This is a genomic window from Arthrobacter sp. ok362, assembly GCF_900102785.1.
In the GTDB taxonomy this organism is placed as follows: domain Bacteria; phylum Actinomycetota; class Actinomycetes; order Actinomycetales; family Micrococcaceae; genus Arthrobacter.
Genome location: NZ_FNGC01000003.1, coordinates 253964 through 271456, shown reverse-complemented (window position 1 = coordinate 271456; position 17493 = coordinate 253964). Strand labels below are relative to the sequence as shown.

The 17493-nt window shown below is 66.2% G+C and carries 18 protein-coding genes and 1 riboswitch; of the genes, 14 read left to right on the top strand and 4 right to left on the bottom strand.

Going from position 1 to position 17493, the window contains the following annotated elements:
* Positions 1–43: 43 nt before the first annotated feature.
* From BLQ10_RS05745 to BLQ10_RS05685, 14 genes are all read left to right on the top strand, one after another.
* Positions 44–592, top strand: coding sequence for a DoxX family protein (locus BLQ10_RS05745; RefSeq protein WP_091559424.1), 549 nt, complete (start codon positions 44–46; stop codon positions 590–592).
* Positions 593–599: 7 nt separating this feature from the next.
* Positions 600–2003, top strand: coding sequence for a 3-phosphoshikimate 1-carboxyvinyltransferase (aroA, locus tag BLQ10_RS05740; RefSeq protein ID WP_091559423.1), 1404 nt, complete (start codon positions 600–602; stop codon positions 2001–2003).
* The gene (locus BLQ10_RS05735; RefSeq protein WP_091559420.1) at positions 1987–3102 is read left to right on the top strand and encodes a ribosome small subunit-dependent GTPase A; all 1116 of its coding nucleotides are present in this window, start codon (positions 1987–1989) and stop codon (positions 3100–3102) included. The genes aroA and BLQ10_RS05735 overlap by 17 nt, the downstream gene beginning before the upstream one ends.
* A gap of 77 nt (positions 3103–3179) precedes the next feature.
* Positions 3180–3992 (top strand): histidinol-phosphatase, encoded by an 813-nt coding sequence (gene hisN / locus BLQ10_RS05730; RefSeq protein WP_091559418.1) that lies wholly within the window; start codon positions 3180–3182, stop codon positions 3990–3992.
* Between the two features lie 85 nt (positions 3993–4077).
* A riboswitch (SAM riboswitch) is annotated at positions 4078–4191 on the top strand.
* 34 nt (positions 4192–4225) lie between these two features.
* The gene (locus BLQ10_RS05725) at positions 4226–5680 is read left to right on the top strand and encodes an aminotransferase class V-fold PLP-dependent enzyme (protein WP_175558491.1); all 1455 of its coding nucleotides are present in this window, start codon (positions 4226–4228) and stop codon (positions 5678–5680) included.
* Positions 5681–5833: 153 nt separating this feature from the next.
* Positions 5834–6610 (top strand): class I SAM-dependent methyltransferase, encoded by a 777-nt coding sequence (locus BLQ10_RS05720; protein WP_254785426.1) that lies wholly within the window; start codon positions 5834–5836, stop codon positions 6608–6610.
* Positions 6611–6746: 136 nt separating this feature from the next.
* Positions 6747–8036, top strand: coding sequence for an Nramp family divalent metal transporter (locus tag BLQ10_RS05715; RefSeq protein ID WP_091559707.1), 1290 nt, complete (start codon positions 6747–6749; stop codon positions 8034–8036).
* Between the two features lie 10 nt (positions 8037–8046).
* Positions 8047–8760: a metal-dependent transcriptional regulator gene (locus BLQ10_RS05710; protein WP_091559416.1), complete on the top strand. Its 714-nt coding sequence runs from the start codon at positions 8047–8049 to the stop codon at positions 8758–8760.
* Positions 8761–9210, top strand: a complete 450-nt coding sequence (locus BLQ10_RS05705; protein WP_091559414.1) for a fluoride efflux transporter FluC — start codon at positions 8761–8763, stop codon at positions 9208–9210.
* The gene (crcB, locus tag BLQ10_RS05700; protein ID WP_091559704.1) at positions 9210–9578 is read left to right on the top strand and encodes a fluoride efflux transporter CrcB; all 369 of its coding nucleotides are present in this window, start codon (positions 9210–9212) and stop codon (positions 9576–9578) included. Before BLQ10_RS05705 ends, crcB begins: the two co-directional genes overlap by 1 nt.
* Positions 9579–9665: 87 nt before the next feature.
* A complete protein-coding gene (locus tag BLQ10_RS05695) occupies positions 9666–10037 on the top strand; it encodes a hypothetical protein (RefSeq protein ID WP_091559413.1) in 372 nt (123 codons plus the stop codon).
* A 47-nt stretch (positions 10038–10084) separates the two neighbouring features.
* The gene (locus BLQ10_RS22305; protein WP_175558490.1) at positions 10085–10222 is read left to right on the top strand and encodes a hypothetical protein; all 138 of its coding nucleotides are present in this window, start codon (positions 10085–10087) and stop codon (positions 10220–10222) included.
* 295 nt (positions 10223–10517) lie between these two features.
* Complete coding sequence (locus BLQ10_RS05690; RefSeq protein WP_091559410.1) at positions 10518–10988, top strand: DUF6325 family protein; 471 nt, start codon at positions 10518–10520, stop codon at positions 10986–10988.
* A gap of 36 nt (positions 10989–11024) precedes the next feature.
* Complete coding sequence (locus BLQ10_RS05685; RefSeq protein ID WP_217635785.1) at positions 11025–11366, top strand: SHOCT domain-containing protein; 342 nt, start codon at positions 11025–11027, stop codon at positions 11364–11366.
* An 84-nt stretch (positions 11367–11450) separates the two neighbouring features.
* On the opposite strand, the gene BLQ10_RS05680 is transcribed toward BLQ10_RS05685, so the two are convergent.
* The 4 genes from BLQ10_RS05680 to BLQ10_RS05665 form a co-directional block, all read right to left on the bottom strand.
* A complete protein-coding gene (locus tag BLQ10_RS05680; protein WP_091559701.1) occupies positions 11451–13313 on the bottom strand; it encodes an alpha-amylase family glycosyl hydrolase in 1863 nt (620 codons plus the stop codon).
* A gap of 111 nt (positions 13314–13424) precedes the next feature.
* Entirely contained in the window at positions 13425–14804 is a 1380-nt protein-coding gene (locus BLQ10_RS05675) for a glutamate decarboxylase (protein WP_091559405.1), read from the bottom strand.
* Positions 14805–14836: 32 nt separating this feature from the next.
* Positions 14837–15538 carry a YrhK family protein gene (locus BLQ10_RS05670; RefSeq protein ID WP_091559403.1) on the bottom strand — a complete coding sequence of 234 codons (702 nt, stop codon included), beginning with the start codon at positions 15536–15538 and terminating at the stop codon, positions 14837–14839.
* Positions 15531–16907: a chloride channel protein gene (locus BLQ10_RS05665; RefSeq protein ID WP_091559401.1), complete on the bottom strand. Its 1377-nt coding sequence runs from the start codon at positions 16905–16907 to the stop codon at positions 15531–15533. Before BLQ10_RS05665 ends, BLQ10_RS05670 begins: the two co-directional genes overlap by 8 nt.
* Positions 16908–17493 lie beyond the last annotated feature (586 nt).

The following is a 17493-nucleotide window of genomic DNA, read 5'->3' as shown; positions in this document are numbered from 1 at the left end:
CCCCCGCAGTGAAGCCGCGGTTCGTCCATCCAGGAGGAAATTCATGTCGTTTGTCCGCTTTCTCGCCCGGCCCATGCTCGCCTCCAGTTTCGTCCTCGCCGGCATGGACAAGCTCAGGAACGCGGATGACACTGCGGCACAGCTGTCGCCCTTGTTGCGCCGCACGGCCGACGCACTGCCGTTCCAGCCCGACGAAAAAGTCCTGGCACGCGTGATCGGCGGCACCCAGATCGGTGCCGGCGTCTGCTTCGCCCTCGGCAAGTCCGCCCGGCTGGCAGCCACCCTGCTCGCCGTCATTTCGGTCCTGAACAGCTACGTGGAATGGCGCAGCGCGGACATCTCCTCAAAGGAAGCCCGTGACGCCCGCCGCAAACAGCTCCTGAAAAACGTCACCCTCACCGGCGGCGTGCTCCTCGCCGCGGTCGATACCGCTGGCAAGCCCAGCCTGGCCTGGCGCGCCGGCCACCTGGCCGCGGATGCCAAGAAGAGCGCCGGACACCTCGCCGCCGATGCCCGGAAGACCACCAACAAGCAGCTGAAAAAGGCCGACAAAGTCGTCCGCAAGGCCGTAGAACACTCAGCCGGAGCCTAAGACGGTAATGACTGGCACCACCCCCTCAGCAACTGCCCCTTCCCACCCGGCCGGCCCCAATCCTGCCGACGTCGGTCCGCACTGGCCCGCACCCTTGGCCACACGGCCGGTCGATGCCACTGTCACCGTTCCGGGATCCAAGTCCCTGACCAACCGGTACCTCGTGCTCGCCGCCCTCGCGGACGGACCGTCCCGGCTGCGGGCCCCCCTGCACTCCCGGGACTCCGCATTGATGGTTGAGGCCCTGCGGCAGCTGGGGGCCACCGTCACGGAGGTTCCCGGCGACGGTTCCTTCGGCCCCGACCTGGAAATCATCCCGATCAGCTTGGACGCCGTTGCGGCGGACACCGCGATCGACTGCGGCCTGGCCGGCACGGTCATGCGCTTTGTGCCTCCGGTGGCGGCGCTGCGGCGCGGTGAGTCCCGCTTCGACGGCGACCCGCACGCCCGCAAACGCCCGATGGGCACCATCATCGAGGCCCTGGCTGGTTTGGGTGTGGCAGTGAACGCATCCGACGGCGGTCCGGCGTCATCGTTGCCCTTCACCGTCCACGGCACGGGCGAAGTACGCGGCGGCCACCTCATCATCGACGCCAGCGCATCGTCCCAGTTCGTCTCCGCCCTGCTGCTGGCCGGCGCCCGCTTCACCGAGGGGCTCCACCTGGAACACGTCGGCAAACCCGTACCGAGCCTGGACCACATCAACATGACCGTGGCCGTGCTGCGCGGCGTGGGCGTGGCGGTCGATGACTCGGTGCCGAACCACTGGATTGTCTCCCCCGGCCCGATCCGCGCCTTCGACCAGCGGATCGAGCAGGACCTCTCGAACGCCGGGCCGTTCCTCGCGGCGGCCCTGGCCACCCGCGGAACCGTGCGAATCCCGAACTGGCCCGCGGAGACCACCCAGGTCGGTGACCTCTGGCGCGGCATCCTGAGCGCCATGGGCGCGACCGTGACAATGGATGGCGGCACCCTGACCGTCAGTGGCGGCCCGGAGGTCAAGGGCGGCGACTTCGACGAGACCAGCGAGCTCGCCCCCACCGTGGCGGCGCTTTGCGCCCTCGCCGCCGGCCCCTCACGGCTGAGCGGCATCGCCCACCTCCGGGGCCACGAAACGGACCGGCTCGCGGCCCTCGTCGCCGAAATCAACCGCCTCGGCGGCGACGCCGAAGAGACCGCCGACGGTCTCATCATCCGTCCGGCCACGCTGCACGGCGGTGTGGTGCACAGCTACGCGGACCACCGCATGGCCACTGCCGGCGCCATCCTCGGCCTTGCCGTGCCGGGCGTGGAGGTTGAGGACATCGCGACCACGGCTAAGACCATGCCCGATTTCCCGCAACTCTGGGAAGCGATGCTGGCACAGGGACCCGCCGCAGATGAGGACACCGCCGGTGGCACGCAGCACTGATTCCTGGGACGAGTCCGACGTCCGGATCCGTCCGAACAAGAAGGGCACCCGCCCCCGCACCAAGGACCGGCCCAGCCACGACGACGCCGTGACCGGACGCATCATCACCGTGGACCGCGGCCGCTACACCGCCGTCGTCGGCGAAGGGACCCCCGACGAACGCAAGATCATTGCCGCGCGCGCCCGTGAGCTGCGCCGCAATCCCGTGGTTGCCGGCGACTTCGTCTCCCTGGTCGGGGACGTCACCGGCGAGCCCGACACCCTCGCGCGGCTGGTCAAGATCCAGGACCGCAAGACGCTGCTGCGCCGCAGCGCCGATGACACGGACCCGATCGAACGCGCCGTGGTGGCCAACGCCGACCAGCTGGTTGTGGTGGTCGCCGCCGCCAATCCCGAGCCCCGGACCGGTTTCATCGACCGCGCGCTGGTAGCCGCGTACGACGCCGGCATTGAGCCGCTGCTGCTCGTCACCAAAGCCGACGTCAAGGATCCCGCCGAGCTGTTGTCCAATTACCAGCACCTCGATTTCCCCGTCATCATCTCCAAGACCGCGGACTCCGCCGCTTCCGGCATCGACGCCCGCTCCGACGACGGGCTCTCCGCCCGGCTCGACAAGGACGCGGTGTCCCAGCTGCGCGACTACCTCGACGGCAAGGTCACCGTGATGCTGGGCCATTCCGGCGTCGGCAAGTCCACCATGGTCAACGCCCTGACCGGGGCCGAGCGGGCCACGGGAGGCGTCAACGCGGTAACCGGCCGCGGCCGCCACACGTCCTCCTCCGCGCTGGCGCTCAAAGTCAACGATGCCCCGGCCGGCAGTTGGATCATCGACACCCCCGGCATCCGGTCCTTCGGGCTGGCCCATGTGGACCCGGACCGGATCCTCCGCTCCTTCCCGGACCTGGAACCGGGCACCGACGATTGCGAACGCGGCTGCAAACACGACGCCGCCGCGGTCAACTGCGGCGTCGACGCGTGGGTTGCGGCCGGGCACGCGGGCCCCTCCGGGCCCGCGAGGCTCGCGTCCCTGCGCCGGCTGCTGGGCACGGACCCGCGGCTGGAAGCGCAGGATACCAAGGAACTGGGCACCGTCTCCTAGCCCGCCCAGGCATCTGGGCTGCGGCGCCGTGCCGCGGCCTCCCGCCCGGCAGCCCGGTTAGACGGTAGTTTGGATCCATGAGTCAACCCGCTTCGAGCTACAACGATGACCTGCGCCTTGCCCATGTACTGGCAGATTCGGTCGATTCCCAGACTATGAGCCGCTTTAAGGCGCTCGACCTTCGGATCGAGACGAAGCCGGACCTGACGCCCGTCACCGATGCCGACAAGTCCGCCGAAGAGGCCATCCGCGGCCAGCTCTCCCGGTCCCGTCCGCGCGACGCGGTCCTCGGCGAAGAGTTCGGCAGTTCGGGCCACGGCTCCCGCCGCTGGATCATCGACCCGATCGATGGCACGAAGAACTTTGTCCGCGGCGTCCCGGTCTGGGCCACCCTGATCGCCCTCGTCGATGAAGGCGAGCCCGTGGTCGGCGTCGTCAGCGCGCCGGCACTGGGCAAGCGCTGGTGGGCCGCCAAGGGCGCAGGCGCCTACACGGGCCGCTCCCTCGCCGCCGCCACACGGCTGAAGGTATCCAACGTCTCCAAGCTCGAGGACGCCTCGCTGTCCTACTCCAGCCTTGGCGGCTGGAAGGAACGCGGGAACCTGGATGAGTTCCTGGGCCTAACCGAGGAAGTCTGGCGCACCCGCGCCTACGGCGACTTCTGGTCGTACTGCCTCGTGGCCGAAGGCGCTGTGGACATCGCCTGCGAGCCCGAGCTGAACCTCTACGACATGGCCGCCCTGGTGCCGATCGTCACCGAGGCGGGCGGCCGCTTCACCTCGCTCGAAGGCGAGGACGGTCCCTTCGGCGGCAACGCCCTCGCCACCAATTCAATCCTCCACTCAGAAGTCCTCAAGCGGCTCAACCCGGACCTCGACGACCTCCTCTAGGCTCAACCCTGCTGCACGTAACAATCCGCTTCACAATCGGTGACCGCCTTTTCCCCGGCTGCGCGGATGTCCTACGCTCGATGCAGGTCACGAGTGCCAGCGCTAAACCCCGGTTTGCTGGCCGGCAACCCTCCAGTCGCGGTGGGGTGCCCCGGGTGACGACCTGGCCGGTCCGGAACGGACCCGGCAAGCGCGGATTCCCACGATGTGGGGTCCTGGTCGAGTGAGGTCCCATGACAACTGCTATTTTTCCCGCTGCCCCCGAATTTCACGCCGCTTCCGATGCCGGGCGACCTGATGGACGGCGTGCCCTCGCAGGCCGCCCGCTGGCCGCGGTCACCGGGGCCGAAATCCAGGCCCCGCTGATCACCGGCGGCCACGCCCGCTACGCCAACCTCGACTACGGCGCCTCTGCCCCGGCCCTGTCCGTGGTCTCGGCCTACTTGAACGAAATCCTGCCGTACTACGCGAGCGTGCACCGCGGCGCCGGCTACGCATCGCAGATCAGCACGTCCGTCTACGAAAACGCCAGGGACATCGTGCGGGACTTCGTGGGCGGTCGGCCGGACGATTCCGTGATCTTCACCCGCAACACCACCGATTCCCTGAACCTGTTGGCCGGCTGCCTGCCGCTCCGTGACGGCCGGCCCACGGGCGAGGTCCTGTATCTCGACATTGAGCACCACGCCAACCTCCTGCCCTGGCAGAATGTCCCGCACCGCAGCGTCGTGGCCGCCGCCACCCTCGCGGCCACCGTGGACCGCCTGCGGGACGAACTCGCGCGCGGCGGCGTGAGCCTGCTGGCCGTCACCGGCGCTTCCAATGTCACCGGGGAGATCCTGCCGATCCGCACCCTGGCCACACTGGCGCACGAGTACGGCGCCAGGATCGTTGTCGACGCCGCACAGCTGGCCCCGCACCGCCGGATCGACATCACCGCGGACGACGTCGACTACCTCGCCTTCTCGGGGCACAAGCTTTATGCCCCGTTCGGCGCCGGCGTGCTTGTGGGGCGGACGGACTGGCTCGACGCCGGCACCCCGCATCTGGCCGGCGGCGGCGCCGTCAGCGACGCCCGGCTCGACTCTGTCAGCTGGACCACCGGACCCGCCCGGCACGAGGGCGGTTCGCCGAATGTCCTCGGTGCGGCCGCCCTGGCCCGCGCCACGCAGGTGATCGCAGCCCTGGACCCGGAGCAGTGGCAGGCCCACGAGGACGCCATCCGGTCCTTCCTCGTCGAGGGTCTCCAGGGCATCGACGGCGTGAGCGTGCACCGGATTTTTGCGGATTCGTCCCCCGTTTCTTCCTCCGGAGGCGATCTGCCGGGCACCGGCACCATCGGCGTCGTGAACTTTTCCGTGGAAGGCTATGACGCCGGGCTGGTGGCCGCCTACCTGTCGGCCGAACACGGCATTGGCTTGCGCGACGGCCGCTTCTGCGCCCACCCGCTGCTCAAACGGCTCGGCCTGCCCGCGGGCTCCCTGCGGGCCAGCTTCGGCCTCGGCTCGCGGCTGGAGGATGCCGAGCGCCTGTTGGCCGGCCTGCAGCAGTTGCGGGAAACGGGACTCGGCTGGGACTACGTGGTGGACGCCGGCCGCTGGGTGCCGGCCAACGATACCCGCAGCTACCCCCACTGGGCCCCGAACACCCCGGGCACCGCCGGTGCCGCGCCGTGCACGGTTGACTAGCCACGGTGGACTAGCCACGGTGGACTAACACGAGGCGGGACCAGGACCCCGCGCCGGTGCGGTAAATTCGAAAGGTATCTGAAACCAACAGGACCTTCCCGAAGGAGATCGAACGTGGCAAGCGGCGGGCCCAGGCTCCACAGCGGACCTAAACTGCACAGCGGACCTAAACTGCACAGTGGCCCCAAGCTGCACAGTGAGCGGCGCCAGGAACTCGGACAAAGCTTCCAAGACGGCGGGGAGCACTATGAACGCGTCCGCCCGGGCTATCCGCAGGAGTCGGCCGACTGGCTGATCCCGGCGGGTGCCAGGGACGCCGCGGACATCGGCGCCGGCACCGGCAAGTTCACTGCGCTTCTGGCGTCACGTGGACTGCATACGGTGGCCGTGGACCCCTCTGCCGACATGCTCGAGCAGTTGCGCCGCACCCTGCCGGATGTCACTGCCATCGAGGGCAGTGCCGAGGACACGGGTCTGCCGCCGGCGTCGTTCGACCTCGTCACGGTCGCCCAGGCGTGGCACTGGTGCGATCCACGCCTGGCCAGCACCGAGATTGCCCGGATCCTTCGGCCGCACGGCGTCCTGGGTCTGATCTGGAACCAGCTGGACACCGCTGTGCCCTGGGTGCACCGGCTTTCGCGCATCATGCACGCCGGGGATGTCCACAAACCACACTTCCGCCCGCCGGTGGGCCCCGAGTTCACCGGATTGGAGAGCCACCTGACCCGGTGGGAGGATTCCGTCACCACGGAGGACATCCAGGAACTGACCAAGTCCCGCAGCTACTACCTCGCGGCATCGGATTCCGCCCGGGCCAAAGTCTCGGCGAACCTCGACTGGTACCTGCACGAGCACCTGGGCCATGCCCCAGGCGAGGTGCTCCGGTTGCCTTACCTGACCCAGACGTGGCGGGCCTTCCGGATTGCGTGAGGCCACCGCCGGGGCTTATTGTTTCGGTATGCCTAATAATTTGATGTAGGCTCATGAAACTTTGACGCCGGGGGTTTTCCCGCCGGTGCCGATCATCGCGTCAACGCGGACGCGCCAATCACGGGAGCTGGCAGTGCTGGACGTAAAGGGACACGAACAATCACCGCATGGCGCCCCCAGCTACAAACACCCGGGGGCCCGCAGGGCACTGATCGGCCTGCTGGGGCCGGCATTCGTGGCGTCGATCGCGTACGTGGACCCCGGAAACGTGGCCGCCAACCTGACCGCCGGAGCACAGTACGGCTACCTGCTCGTCTGGGTGCTCGTGGTCGCCAACATTATGGCCGTGCTCGTGCAGTACCAATCCGCCAAGCTCGGGATCGTCACCGGCAAGAGCCTGCCGGAAATCCTCGGCGAACGGCTCAAGCCGTTCTGGCGCCGGGCCTTCTGGCTGCAGGCCGAGATCGTGGCCGCCGCTACCGACCTCGCCGAGGTAGTGGGCGGCGCAATCGCTCTCAACCTGCTGTTCGGCCTTCCGCTCCCCCTCGGCGCGGTGATTGTCGGCGCGGTGTCAATGCTCCTGCTCGCGGTGCAGGCCCGGGAGAAACAGCGGCCCTTCGAATTCATCATCATGTTCCTGCTCGGCATCATCACCATCGGTTTCCTGGCCGGGCTGATCATCAGCCCACCGGATCCGCGGGCAGCCCTGGCCGGGCTCATTCCCCGTTTCCAGGGGCCCGACACCGTCCTGCTCGCCGCCAGCATGCTTGGCGCCACCGTCATGCCGCACGCCATCTATGTCCACTCGGCCTTGTCCCGGGACCGGCACCGGCCAGACGAAAACGAGCATGTCCCCCCGTCCGCCGTCGCACGCCTGGTCCGGGCCACCCGCATTGATGTCGTGGCCGCACTGGCCATCGCCGGAGTCGTCAACATCGGCATGCTGCTCCTTGCTGCCTCCACGCTCGGCGGCGAAGAGGGAACGGACACGATCGAGGGCGCGCACGCGGCCATCTCCGCCAACCTCGGCCCCGTCGTTGGGGTGGTCTTCGCGGTCGGGCTCCTCGCGTCCGGGCTGGCCTCGACCTCGGTGGGCTGTTATGCCGGCGGAACCATCATGCAGGGCCTGCTCAAGATCAGGATCCCTGTCATGGCCCGCCGCGTGGTCACCCTGATTCCGGCCGTGGTGCTCCTGGCGGTCGGTTTCGACCCCACGTGGGCACTGATCCTGAGCCAGGTGGTCTTGAGTTTCGGCATCCCCTTTGTCCTCGTCCCGCTGGTGGTGCTGACCAGCAAGAAGTCTCTGATGGGCCGTTTTGCCGATGGCCTGTCCCTGCGAATCGCAGCCATCATCAGCGTGGTGCTCGTCGTGGCACTTAATCTGGTCCTGCTGTGGCTCACTTTCTCCGGAGGCAGCGGACGGTAGGCTTAGGTCTGTGAAGACCAGTACGCCCTCCTCCTCGATCGAGGACTACGTGAAGGTCATCTATTCCTTCACCGAGTGGCAGCGGAAGCCCATCACCTCCACGCAGCTGGCGCAGCGCCTGGGCGTCGCCAACTCCTCGGTTTCGGAAATGGTCCGCAAGCTCAAAGACCAAGGCCTCGTAGACCACAAGCCTTATAGCGCCGTCACTCTCACCAGCGACGGCGTCCGGCTCGCCCTGTCCATGGTCCGGCGGCACCGGCTGATCGAGACTTTCCTGGTCCGGGAGCTCGGGTACCGCTGGGACGAGGTCCACGACGAAGCAGAGCTCCTTGAGCACGCCGTCTCCGACACCTTCATTGAACGGATGGCGGCCAAGCTGGGAAACCCTGCACGGGACCCGCACGGCGATCCCATCCCGGCCGCGGACGGCTCCGTCCTGATGCCGGCCGCCCACCGCCTGAGCGAACTTGACGACGGCCATACCGGCCGGATCACGCGGATCAGCGATGAGAACCCGGAGTTGCTGCGCTACCTCGCCGCCGAGGACATCGACCTCGACGCCGAAGTGGAGGTGGTGGGCCGGAGGCCGTTCGGCGGTCCGATCGTGGTGCGGATCGGTTCCGCCGCGGCACCGCGGGAGTTCGATTTTGCCGAGGAAGTCGCGTCGGCCCTCTGGGTCCACAGCGATGCCGCGCACGCGGGCTGCAGCGTTTCGGAGACCTGAGTGAAAAGTGCGCTGGACGAGCGCCGGGCCGTGCCTCGCCCCGGCGTACCGGGCTGGAAGGCCTGGTCCGCCGTCGCCGTCGGCGGGTTGATCGGAACTGAGCTGCGGTTCGGCGCCGGCCTGATTTTTCCCGAAAGCGCCGGTGCGGTGCCGTGGACCACACTGGCGATCAACGTGGGAGGGAGTTTCGTCCTGGCCACCCTGACCACCATCTGGATCGCGCGGCCGCAGACGGCCTTCTGGTTGCGGGCCGGTATCGGCCCTGGCCTGTTGGGGTCCTTCACTACCTTTTCGGCGGTGGTGATTGCCATCGATCAGCAGATCCGCGGCGGCTTCCACGCCACGTGGCTGGCCTACCTTGGGCTCTCGCTCGTCCTGGGCCTCGGGGCCGCGGCCGCCGGCTGGAAAACCGGCAAGGCAATTGCCGACCTCGGCGGAGGTGCCCAATGATGACCGCGCTTGTGGTCGGAGTATGCGGGGTGGCGGGAGCACTGCTGCGGTTCGCCGTCGACTCCTGGTTTGCGCACCACCATGGTTCCCGTCCGCACTGGCCGTGGGCAACGTTTGCGGTCAACGTCGCCGGATCGTTCATCATCGGTTTATCCGTGGGCCTGACCGGCCACCTGGAGTTGGGAGCCGACTGGCATGCCGCCATCGCGACCGGACTGGCCGGGGGCCTGACAACGTTCAGCTCTTGGACCACGGCAACGGTCCGTCTGGTCAGCGAAACGCGTTACCAGGCGGCGGCGCTCAATATTGGCTCGAATCTCCTCGCCGGTCTCGCGGCCGCGGCCCTCGGACTCTTCCTCGCCGGCTGAGGACCCTCGGCACTCCGCTGGCGGCGTATCCGCCTGCTGTCCGCCACCGGTGGCTCCGGGCCGCCGTCGTTCCCGTATCGTTGAAGGATGGTTACCCGACGTGAAGCAGCCCAGATCCTCGATATACCCCTGGAAATGGCGCACCGTCACGGCATCCCCTCACGGCTGTCCGAGGCCGAGCTCGGCGAGCTGCTGGACAATCCCCCGGCGTGGCTGGTTCAGTCCAAGGCAAACCGGACCGGCAAGCGACCCGTCTGGGTCCAGCTCACCTGCGCCGTCTGTGGATTCTCCGAAGCCGCACGGCCCAAGAAATGGTGGCCGGACTTCACCTATGTCTGCTGCGCCCACCACGAGGCCCGCGACATCCCCGTGCTCGGCCCCGGGCTCGTGCGCAGTATTTATGATGGTGTCGGCAGCCGCTTCGCAGGGATCGTGGACGCCGCGGTTCCCGAGGCGTAGCTTAAAAGACGGGGCTATTCCGGGCCCCTGCCGTGAGGGAGAGCACCATGCCTGACAAGACGCCGCACCAGAGCGTGTCGAAGAAGTCGGTTAAGACGATCAAGGAAAAACGGGCCGAGAAAAAGGCGAAGCACATCGTTGATGCCCACACCGATCCCGTGGCACACATCAAGAAGCGCGGATAACCACCGAAGGCCGGAAGCTGTTGCTTCCGGCCTTCCGTGGTTTCTCTTTTAGTGCGCTTCGGCGCGCATTAGGCTCACCCGAAACGGATGATGCGGCGGGACTCCCGTTGGCGCTTTAGTGTTCTTGAGATCCTCGTCGGGAGAGCCAGCGTCCTGACCGATAACTCGGCCCCATGGCGTTGCCGGGGCTCGACAACGGAATCATTCGACGCGGGTGGTGACGCCCCGGGAGGGGACGTCCACACTAAGGACAGCGCGCTGGACGGTGCGCTCGAAACAGACCGGAGGAATGCCAGTGACTACCACACCGGAGACCGAGGCCCACGGGCCGGTCGACTTCGTACTCCTCGAGTTCCCCGTGGCGGGACTGACGGGACGGCCGAGCGAGGAAATGGTCAAGCTCGTCGAACAGGGTGTGATCCGCCTCTTCGATCTCCTCGTCGTCATGAAGACCGAGGACGGCACCGTCGAAGTGCTCGAACTTACCGACCCAGGCGGTCCGGCGGCCTCGTTCTCCTACTTCGAAGGTGCGCGGACCGGGCTTCTGGGCGATGACGATATCGCCGAGGCGACGGCCGAGTTGCTCCCCGGGACGGTCGCTGCGCTCATCGTCTACGAGAACACATGGGCAGCACCCTTTGTAGCGGCCGTTCGCGAAAGCGGGGGCGAGCTTGTCGCGAGCACACGGATTCCTGCGCCGGACGTGATGGAAGCACTCGACGCCCTCGAGGCCCTCGACGCCGTTCCGCCGGAGACCGGCGCATAAGAGCTGACGCAGAACAAATGTGAGAGGGGAAGAATTATGGGACTTCTTAGGGGTGTGGCCCGGACGGCGGTAGTTGCCGGAACGGCATCGGCGGTCAGCGGCCGCGTCCAGCGCCGGCAGGCTTCGAAGTTTGCCGAGAAGGACGCCGCGACCGCGGCCAAGCAGCAAGAGGCCTACGACCAGCAGATGGGTCAGCAGCAACAACCTGAATACCAGCAGCCCGTCTACCAGCAGCAGCCGCCTCCACCTCCGCCCGCGGCAGGCGGCATCAGCGACGACGCCATCCAGCAGCTCAAGGAGCTCGGTGCGCTGAAGGAGCAAGGGATTCTGACCGAAGAGGAGTTCGTGGCGCAGAAGGCGAAAGTCCTCGGCACGTGACTTTCGGGTGTCGGGTGAGGGAAGGGAAGTGTCGGAAGACACTTCCCTTCCCTTTGTCAACGAAATTGATTAGGGCCCTGTGATCTACGGCCCTAGGACGACGAAACCCGCCGGGGGGACCTCAATCCTTATCGCCATGCCGTTCCGTGGCTCGGCGGCGGCCAGCGATCCCACCTTGTTCTGGTCCGTTGAATAGAGGCACTCGAACTTGTCGCCGGCTGAATGCAGGCCGACATCAATGGTCACCCATGCTGTTCTCTGGGCGGCCCAATCAGTGTTGATGGCGCAGACAACCTCTCGGTCCGACAGAATCCGGCTCCAGGCCACGATTGAAGTCATCCTTCCGGCACCGATGCGTTCCGGGTACCAGAAGGTGACGCCGTCGTCGGAGATGGGGCGCAGGTACTGCCGGCCGCGCCGGAGCGCGAGTTCCTTCTTCCGTACGGCCAGGATTTTCCCAAGTTCCTGATAGCTGTCCCGTGACTCGTCGAAGAAGTGCCTGCCGCGGCTGCGGAACGATCCGAAGGGGCCGCCGAACATCGCTTCCCTGATGTACCGGTCTGCCTTGAAGTCGTCCGTGGGCTGCGGATTGACCTTCGGCGGGAATTTCCCGTCGAATTGCTGCTCGCTGCCGTAGTAGATGCACGGGATACCGAGGGTGGTGGCGTTCAGGGCAAGGATGGCAAGCTCCAGGGCCTGGCCGTCCTGGTCGGCGGCGAACCGTGCCTTGTAGCTTTTCCCTTGGCGGACCAGGTCGTGGTCGTCAAAGGCTGTGACGACGTGGTTGCGGAACCAAGTGTGGGTCGCTTTATCGACCTGGATTGAGTTGCGGAAGAGATCGAAGTAGCCGGCGGGGTCGCCCCAGCCCTTGACTGCATCGACCATTCGTCCTTGCACATCAGCCAAGCCCAAAGCAGCATCGAGCCCGGTTTCGTCCCGGAGCCTGATGGCCTCTTCGCGGCTCCCGGTGATTTCTCCGACGAGGAAAAATGAATCCTTGCCGATCGTCTGGGCGAATTCATGAATGGCGGAGGCGAAGTATCGTGTGGCGCCCGGGTCCATGTGCTTGACCGTGTCCACGCGGAAGCCGTCGATGTCTGCGTCGGCAATCCAGTGTTTATACGCCTCGACGAGGGTTTGGAAGGCTGCGGACGGCTGGTACTCGTCCACCGGCCCGGTTCCCTGGTGGATGTCCTTTAGCCCAAAGAAGTCCCCCTCGGTCGTCTCCTGGGGATCGTCCCAGTGGACGATCTGACCCTTGCGGGTAAAGGCGCCGTCGGCCTGGAGTTCACGCGGCCATACCGCGCTGTCCATATCAGGCGGATCAACCGGCGCGGGGAACGGCAGGCTTGGAAGGCCGTCGGGGTCGCGCCAACCGGTGACCGGATACGTGGCGCCGGTCCACACTGGAACGTAGGGCTGTCCCGTGGTGGGATCGACAGTGTTGTACTGGAACACGTCCGCGGAGTGGTTGAGGATGACGTCGAGGATGACGTAGAGCCCGGCGTCGTGGGCAGCGGTCACCAGCTCTTTGAAAGCCTGGGCTGTGCCGAAGTGGGGGTCAACTTCGAGGAAGTTCTGCGTGCCGTAGCCGTGGTAGTCATCCGCGCCGGGACGTTGACGCAGTATGGGGCTGATCCAGAGCGCGGTGACCCCGAGCCTTTTCAGGTAGCCAAGTTTGGACTGTATCCCCTTCAGGGTCCCGCCGAGCCATTGGGATCCCGCATTCTCCCAATTCTGTATGTCGGTCGCGGCCTGTACGGCGTTGTTCGTGTCCCCCGGCGAAAACAGCGGCGTGCTGCCCTGCACGATCTGCCCGGCGGCGTCCTTGTAGCCATCCTCCAGTTGGTTGGAGAAACGGTCTATCAGCAGGAAGTAGATGACTTGGTCCGACCAGTCGCGCGGCGACGGGTGATAGTGGTTTTGTTTCTGTATGTCCATCTGCATGATTGCCAAGTATGGAGAATCCGTCCGCGACGCGGAAGGGCCTTCGGGTTCTTCCGGCCTGATGTGTCGGGCCCGGCGTCACCGTTGCACTGGGTCAATGGTTGCACTGGGTCAATGGCCGGGTCCGGTGACGATCTTGTTTCGTTCGGATTCGTGCGCGCCGCCCTTCTTCGCCAGCGTGGAGCACGCCTCTTCGATGTCTCGGGCGAGCGTGTCGACGTGCTCGCGGCTCATCGTTTCCTTGACGAGGGCCCGCATGATCGTCACGTCTTGGGCGTTCGGCGGCAGGGTGTATGCCGGCACCATCCAGCCGCGCTCGGCAGAGAGCTGCCAGGCAATGTCGAACTCGTCGTACCCGGTGTCGGCGGCGAGCCGGAACGCGACCAGGGGAAGTTGCTCCTCGTCGGGGCCGATGATCTCGAACCGGCCCATGGCTTCCAACTTTTCGGCGAGGACGCGGGCGTTGGTCTGCATGTTCTCCATGATGTAGGTGTAACCGGCGCGGCCGTAGCGCACGAAGTTGTAGTACTGGGCGAGAACCATCGACGAGCCGGTGGAGAAGTTCAGGGTGAAGGTCGAGTCGGTCTTGCCGAGGTAGTTCTCCTCGAAGACGAGGTCCTTGGCCAGGTCGGACTTCTCCCGGAAGATCAGCCAGCCGATGCCGGGATAGACCAGCCCGAACTTGTGTCCGGAGACATTGATCGAGCGGACCTGCTCGAGCCGGAAGTCCCACTCGGAGTCCGGGTAGAGGAAGGGCCAGACGAATCCCCCACTGGCCCCGTCCACGTGCAACGGCACATCAAGGCCCCGCTCACGCTTGATCCGTAGCAGCAGGTCGTTGATGCCGACGATGTCGTCCTTGTGCCCGGTGAACGTCGTACCCAGCACGGCTGCGACACCGATGGTGTTCTCATCGACATGGGCCTGCACGTCGTCGGGGCCGATTGTGTACTTCCCCGGCTGCAGCGGCACGATCCGCGGCTCGACGTCGAAGTAGCGGCAGAACTTCTCCCACACGACATGCACGTCGCCGCCGAACACCAGGTTCGGGCTCGACGTCGGCGCACCGGCGGCCTCGCGACGCTTGCGCCAGTTCCACTTCAGGGACAGGCCGCCGAGCATGATCGCCTCGGACGATCCCTGGGTTCGGGCACCGGTCGTCTCGCCGGGCGCGTGGAAGAGGTCGGCGAGCATCCGAATGCAGCGCTGCTCGATCTCGGCCGTGCGGGGATATTCGGCGTGGTCGATGAAATTGCGGTGCAGGTTCGCGGCGATGATCTGCTGGGCCTGAGGCTCCATCCACGTGGTCACGAAGGTCGCCAGGTTCCGGGCCGGATCACCCTCCAGCGCCAGGTCCTCCGACACCAGCCGCAAAGCGTCCTGAGCAGGAATGCCGGTCTCCGGGAACTCCCGGCTCGGAACTTCCTGGGTGATAAATCGGTTGCCGAACAGCGTCACGTCGGCATCCGCCGGTTGGAAATTTTCTGACATCACTTCTCCTTTGGAGACTGTTGAAAAGGGGGTTACGGATGAGTTCCCCGGTCCGTAGCAACCGAGGCATGGGTGGAATCGGGGCTCAGCATCAGAATCGCGCCGGTGAGGAAGCACAGGGCTCCCACGAGTGTGCCGAGATTGGACAGCTCGGCGTTCCAGACATCGCCGCTCGACGGTATGACAAAGGCCGCGACAGCCGAGATGCCGAACGCAACAGAGCCGGCGACGTTCACCACGCCGATCTTCCACGTCCGAGGCCTGGGTCGGCCGGCAATGGCGCCGCGACCGGCATCCCGCAACGCCACGCAGCTTGAAACGAGGAAGGCGACTGAACCCAGAGCATCGGGTCGCCACACCCGTTGCTCGGTCAACGCCGCACTGAGGTTGTCCCGCAGTGCGTTTCCCGTACTCCAGTTGAACCACAGCGTGCCGGCGAGTTGAATCGCGCCAGCGAGCCAGCCGAGATTCCGCGGCGCCCATATCCAAAACGAATGGCGCCGCGTGGCACCCACGGCCGGGAGCGCGTCAACGGCTTCGCGGTACTGCAGGAACGCCGCACAGGTGAAGAACAGCGAGCCGACGAAGAATGTGGCTGCACACAAGCGCAATCCCACGGCCTCGGCGTATAACGGCACTGCCCCCAAAGCGAACAGACTCGAGCCAATGATGAACAACCAGGCGATCCACCGCTCCCGTCCGGTCGAACGACCGGCGCTCGAGTTCTCAGTCATGGTCCGCCTCCGAGGGAGCCCGATGTTGGACGCTGCCGGCATCGTCAGGCGCCACGGACGCCCTCGGGCCCGGGACCGGGAGCACATTGGTGATCACGAAGGCCACCGCCACAGCCACCACCACCTGTGGTGTTACGGCCACACCGTCCACTCCCAGCAGCAGCGTGGCCAGCAGCGTCGACGTCAACGGCAGCCGCAGCATAGCTGCGCACATGGCTCCCATTCCCATGCCGATCCCTGCCGCGAGATTCATTCCGGGCAACCCACTAGCAGCAATACCGAGCGCCGCACCGATGAACATTGACGGGAACACCGGCCCACCACGGAATGCGCTCAGCGAGAGCCCGTAGGCCAAGGCCTTGCAAGCGATCAGCAGGACCAGCACAGCAAGCGGATAGTCCGCGGCGTGTTCGACCAGCTCCGGAAGTCCGTCCTGCCCCGAGAACAGCACCTGCGTGAAGCTGTGCCCGGAGATCAATTGGTATGCCATCGCGGTAAGACCGATCAGCAAGCCGAGCGCAGACGTCACCAACACCCGGTTCAGATGCACGACCGGACGAAGCGACAGCGCGACCCAGCGGATCAACCATCCCAACAGCGCGCCGACCGCGCCCATGATTACCGCCCAGCCCAACGACGCCAGCGTCGGCGCCACCGCAGGCGGCACCACGGGCAGCGCCAGGGAGAAGGTGCCCAACCCGGTCCAGCCATCCAAGCCGACGAACACCAGCGCCCCGACGCCAGAAGCGAGCAGTCCGGGCAGGGCCACCAGACTCAGCGTCATTCCGCCGATCCCCGCGGCCTCCATGATCAGGAATGCACCGAGCACGGGAGACCCGAGCAGGGTACTGATCGCTGCGAAGCTGCCAGCCGACGCCATGATCGTCAGGGCCATCGGCGGAGCGTCCTTCTTCACCAGGTGCACCGCCAACGCCCCGAGGCCGCCACCGATCGCGATCAGCGGCCCCTCGGGCCCGAGCACCGCGCCCAGGCTGAGCGTGGTCAGCGCCGCGAGAACGATCCCCACGAGCTCCCGGCCGCTGGGCGGACTGCCGCCCGTCTTGAATCCGAAAGCGGGTGAGTGGCCCCCGGTTCCGGGCAGATACCGGATGGTCAACGCCGTCAACAGCCCACAGAGCACCAACCAGGGAACCGGCCACCACGCAGGAGCAGGACCCCCGAGGACTTGATCCGGCAGCCCGGTGAAGACGAACCGCTGGACCGCCGCGACCAAAGCGAGAAAACCGTACGCAATGATCGAGATGGGGACGCCCAAGACCGCTGCCAGCACCAGCGCAGCGAGGTACGCTCTGGAACGAATCACGGCCACCGGATCGATACTGGGCGCCGAAGCGGCAGGCTGGCTCATTCCCGGCAACCCGGCGCGCCTGTGACGATTCGGGCCTCCCCGAATGTCCTTCTTCTGGATCGGGTCGACTTGTCCAGCCGGCCACACCGCGAGTCACCGATGATCAGCGAGCAGCACATCACGCGGTAACAGTTGCGCATCCCTTCTCCTTCCGCGGGCCGTCCGCTAGACGGCGGGAGCCTTTGGTGAGGTCTCACACAGCGATAGAGGTGGTCAATCACATATGCGCCAAGCTACCGCTTCCAGTGGGGGCAGTCGTCACCCAATGCGGGTGAAAGAGGACCAAAGAACACCGACGGAGCCAGCAACATCCCCGCGAACCCCAGCCCGAGCGCCGCCGCCCAGGACCACTCCCGGAAACGATGACGATGTGGCGATTCCATCGCTATCAGGATGGAAACCACTCCGAACGCACAAAACTCCCCGCCGACCGAAGTCAGCGGGGAGTTCTGTGAACCCAATACGGGGTGGAGCACCGTTGCCGGGGCTCCTATGTGGAGATGGGGGGAATTGAAAACCCGTTTAGCCACTTTTCGGCACACTAGTTTGATCTGTATTCCGCGGATTCTCGCGGTTCTTCCCTGTC

Excerpts from the sequence above, each read along its gene's own strand:
- BLQ10_RS05745 (WP_091559424.1), top strand. The coding sequence starts at position 44 with ATGTCGTTTGTCCGCTTTCTCGCCCGGCCCATGCTCGCCTCCAGTTTC.
- aroA (WP_091559423.1), top strand. The coding sequence starts at position 600 with ATGACTGGCACCACCCCCTCAGCAACTGCCCCTTCCCACCCGGCCGGC.
- hisN (WP_091559418.1), top strand. The coding sequence starts at position 3,180 with ATGAGTCAACCCGCTTCGAGCTACAACGATGACCTGCGCCTTGCCCAT.
- BLQ10_RS05725 (WP_175558491.1), top strand. The coding sequence starts at position 4,226 with ATGACAACTGCTATTTTTCCCGCTGCCCCCGAATTTCACGCCGCTTCC.
- crcB (WP_091559704.1), top strand. The coding sequence starts at position 9,210 with ATGACCGCGCTTGTGGTCGGAGTATGCGGGGTGGCGGGAGCACTGCTG.
- BLQ10_RS05695 (WP_091559413.1), top strand. The coding sequence starts at position 9,666 with ATGGTTACCCGACGTGAAGCAGCCCAGATCCTCGATATACCCCTGGAA.
- BLQ10_RS22305 (WP_175558490.1), top strand. The coding sequence starts at position 10,085 with ATGCCTGACAAGACGCCGCACCAGAGCGTGTCGAAGAAGTCGGTTAAG.
- BLQ10_RS05685 (WP_217635785.1), top strand. The coding sequence starts at position 11,025 with ATGGGACTTCTTAGGGGTGTGGCCCGGACGGCGGTAGTTGCCGGAACG.
- BLQ10_RS05680 (WP_091559701.1), bottom strand. The coding sequence starts at position 13,313 with ATGCAGATGGACATACAGAAACAAAACCACTATCACCCGTCGCCGCGC.
- BLQ10_RS05675 (WP_091559405.1), bottom strand. The coding sequence starts at position 14,804 with ATGTCAGAAAATTTCCAACCGGCGGATGCCGACGTGACGCTGTTCGGC.
- BLQ10_RS05670 (WP_091559403.1), bottom strand. The coding sequence starts at position 15,538 with ATGACTGAGAACTCGAGCGCCGGTCGTTCGACCGGACGGGAGCGGTGG.
- BLQ10_RS05665 (WP_091559401.1), bottom strand. The coding sequence starts at position 16,907 with ATGAGCCAGCCTGCCGCTTCGGCGCCCAGTATCGATCCGGTGGCCGTG.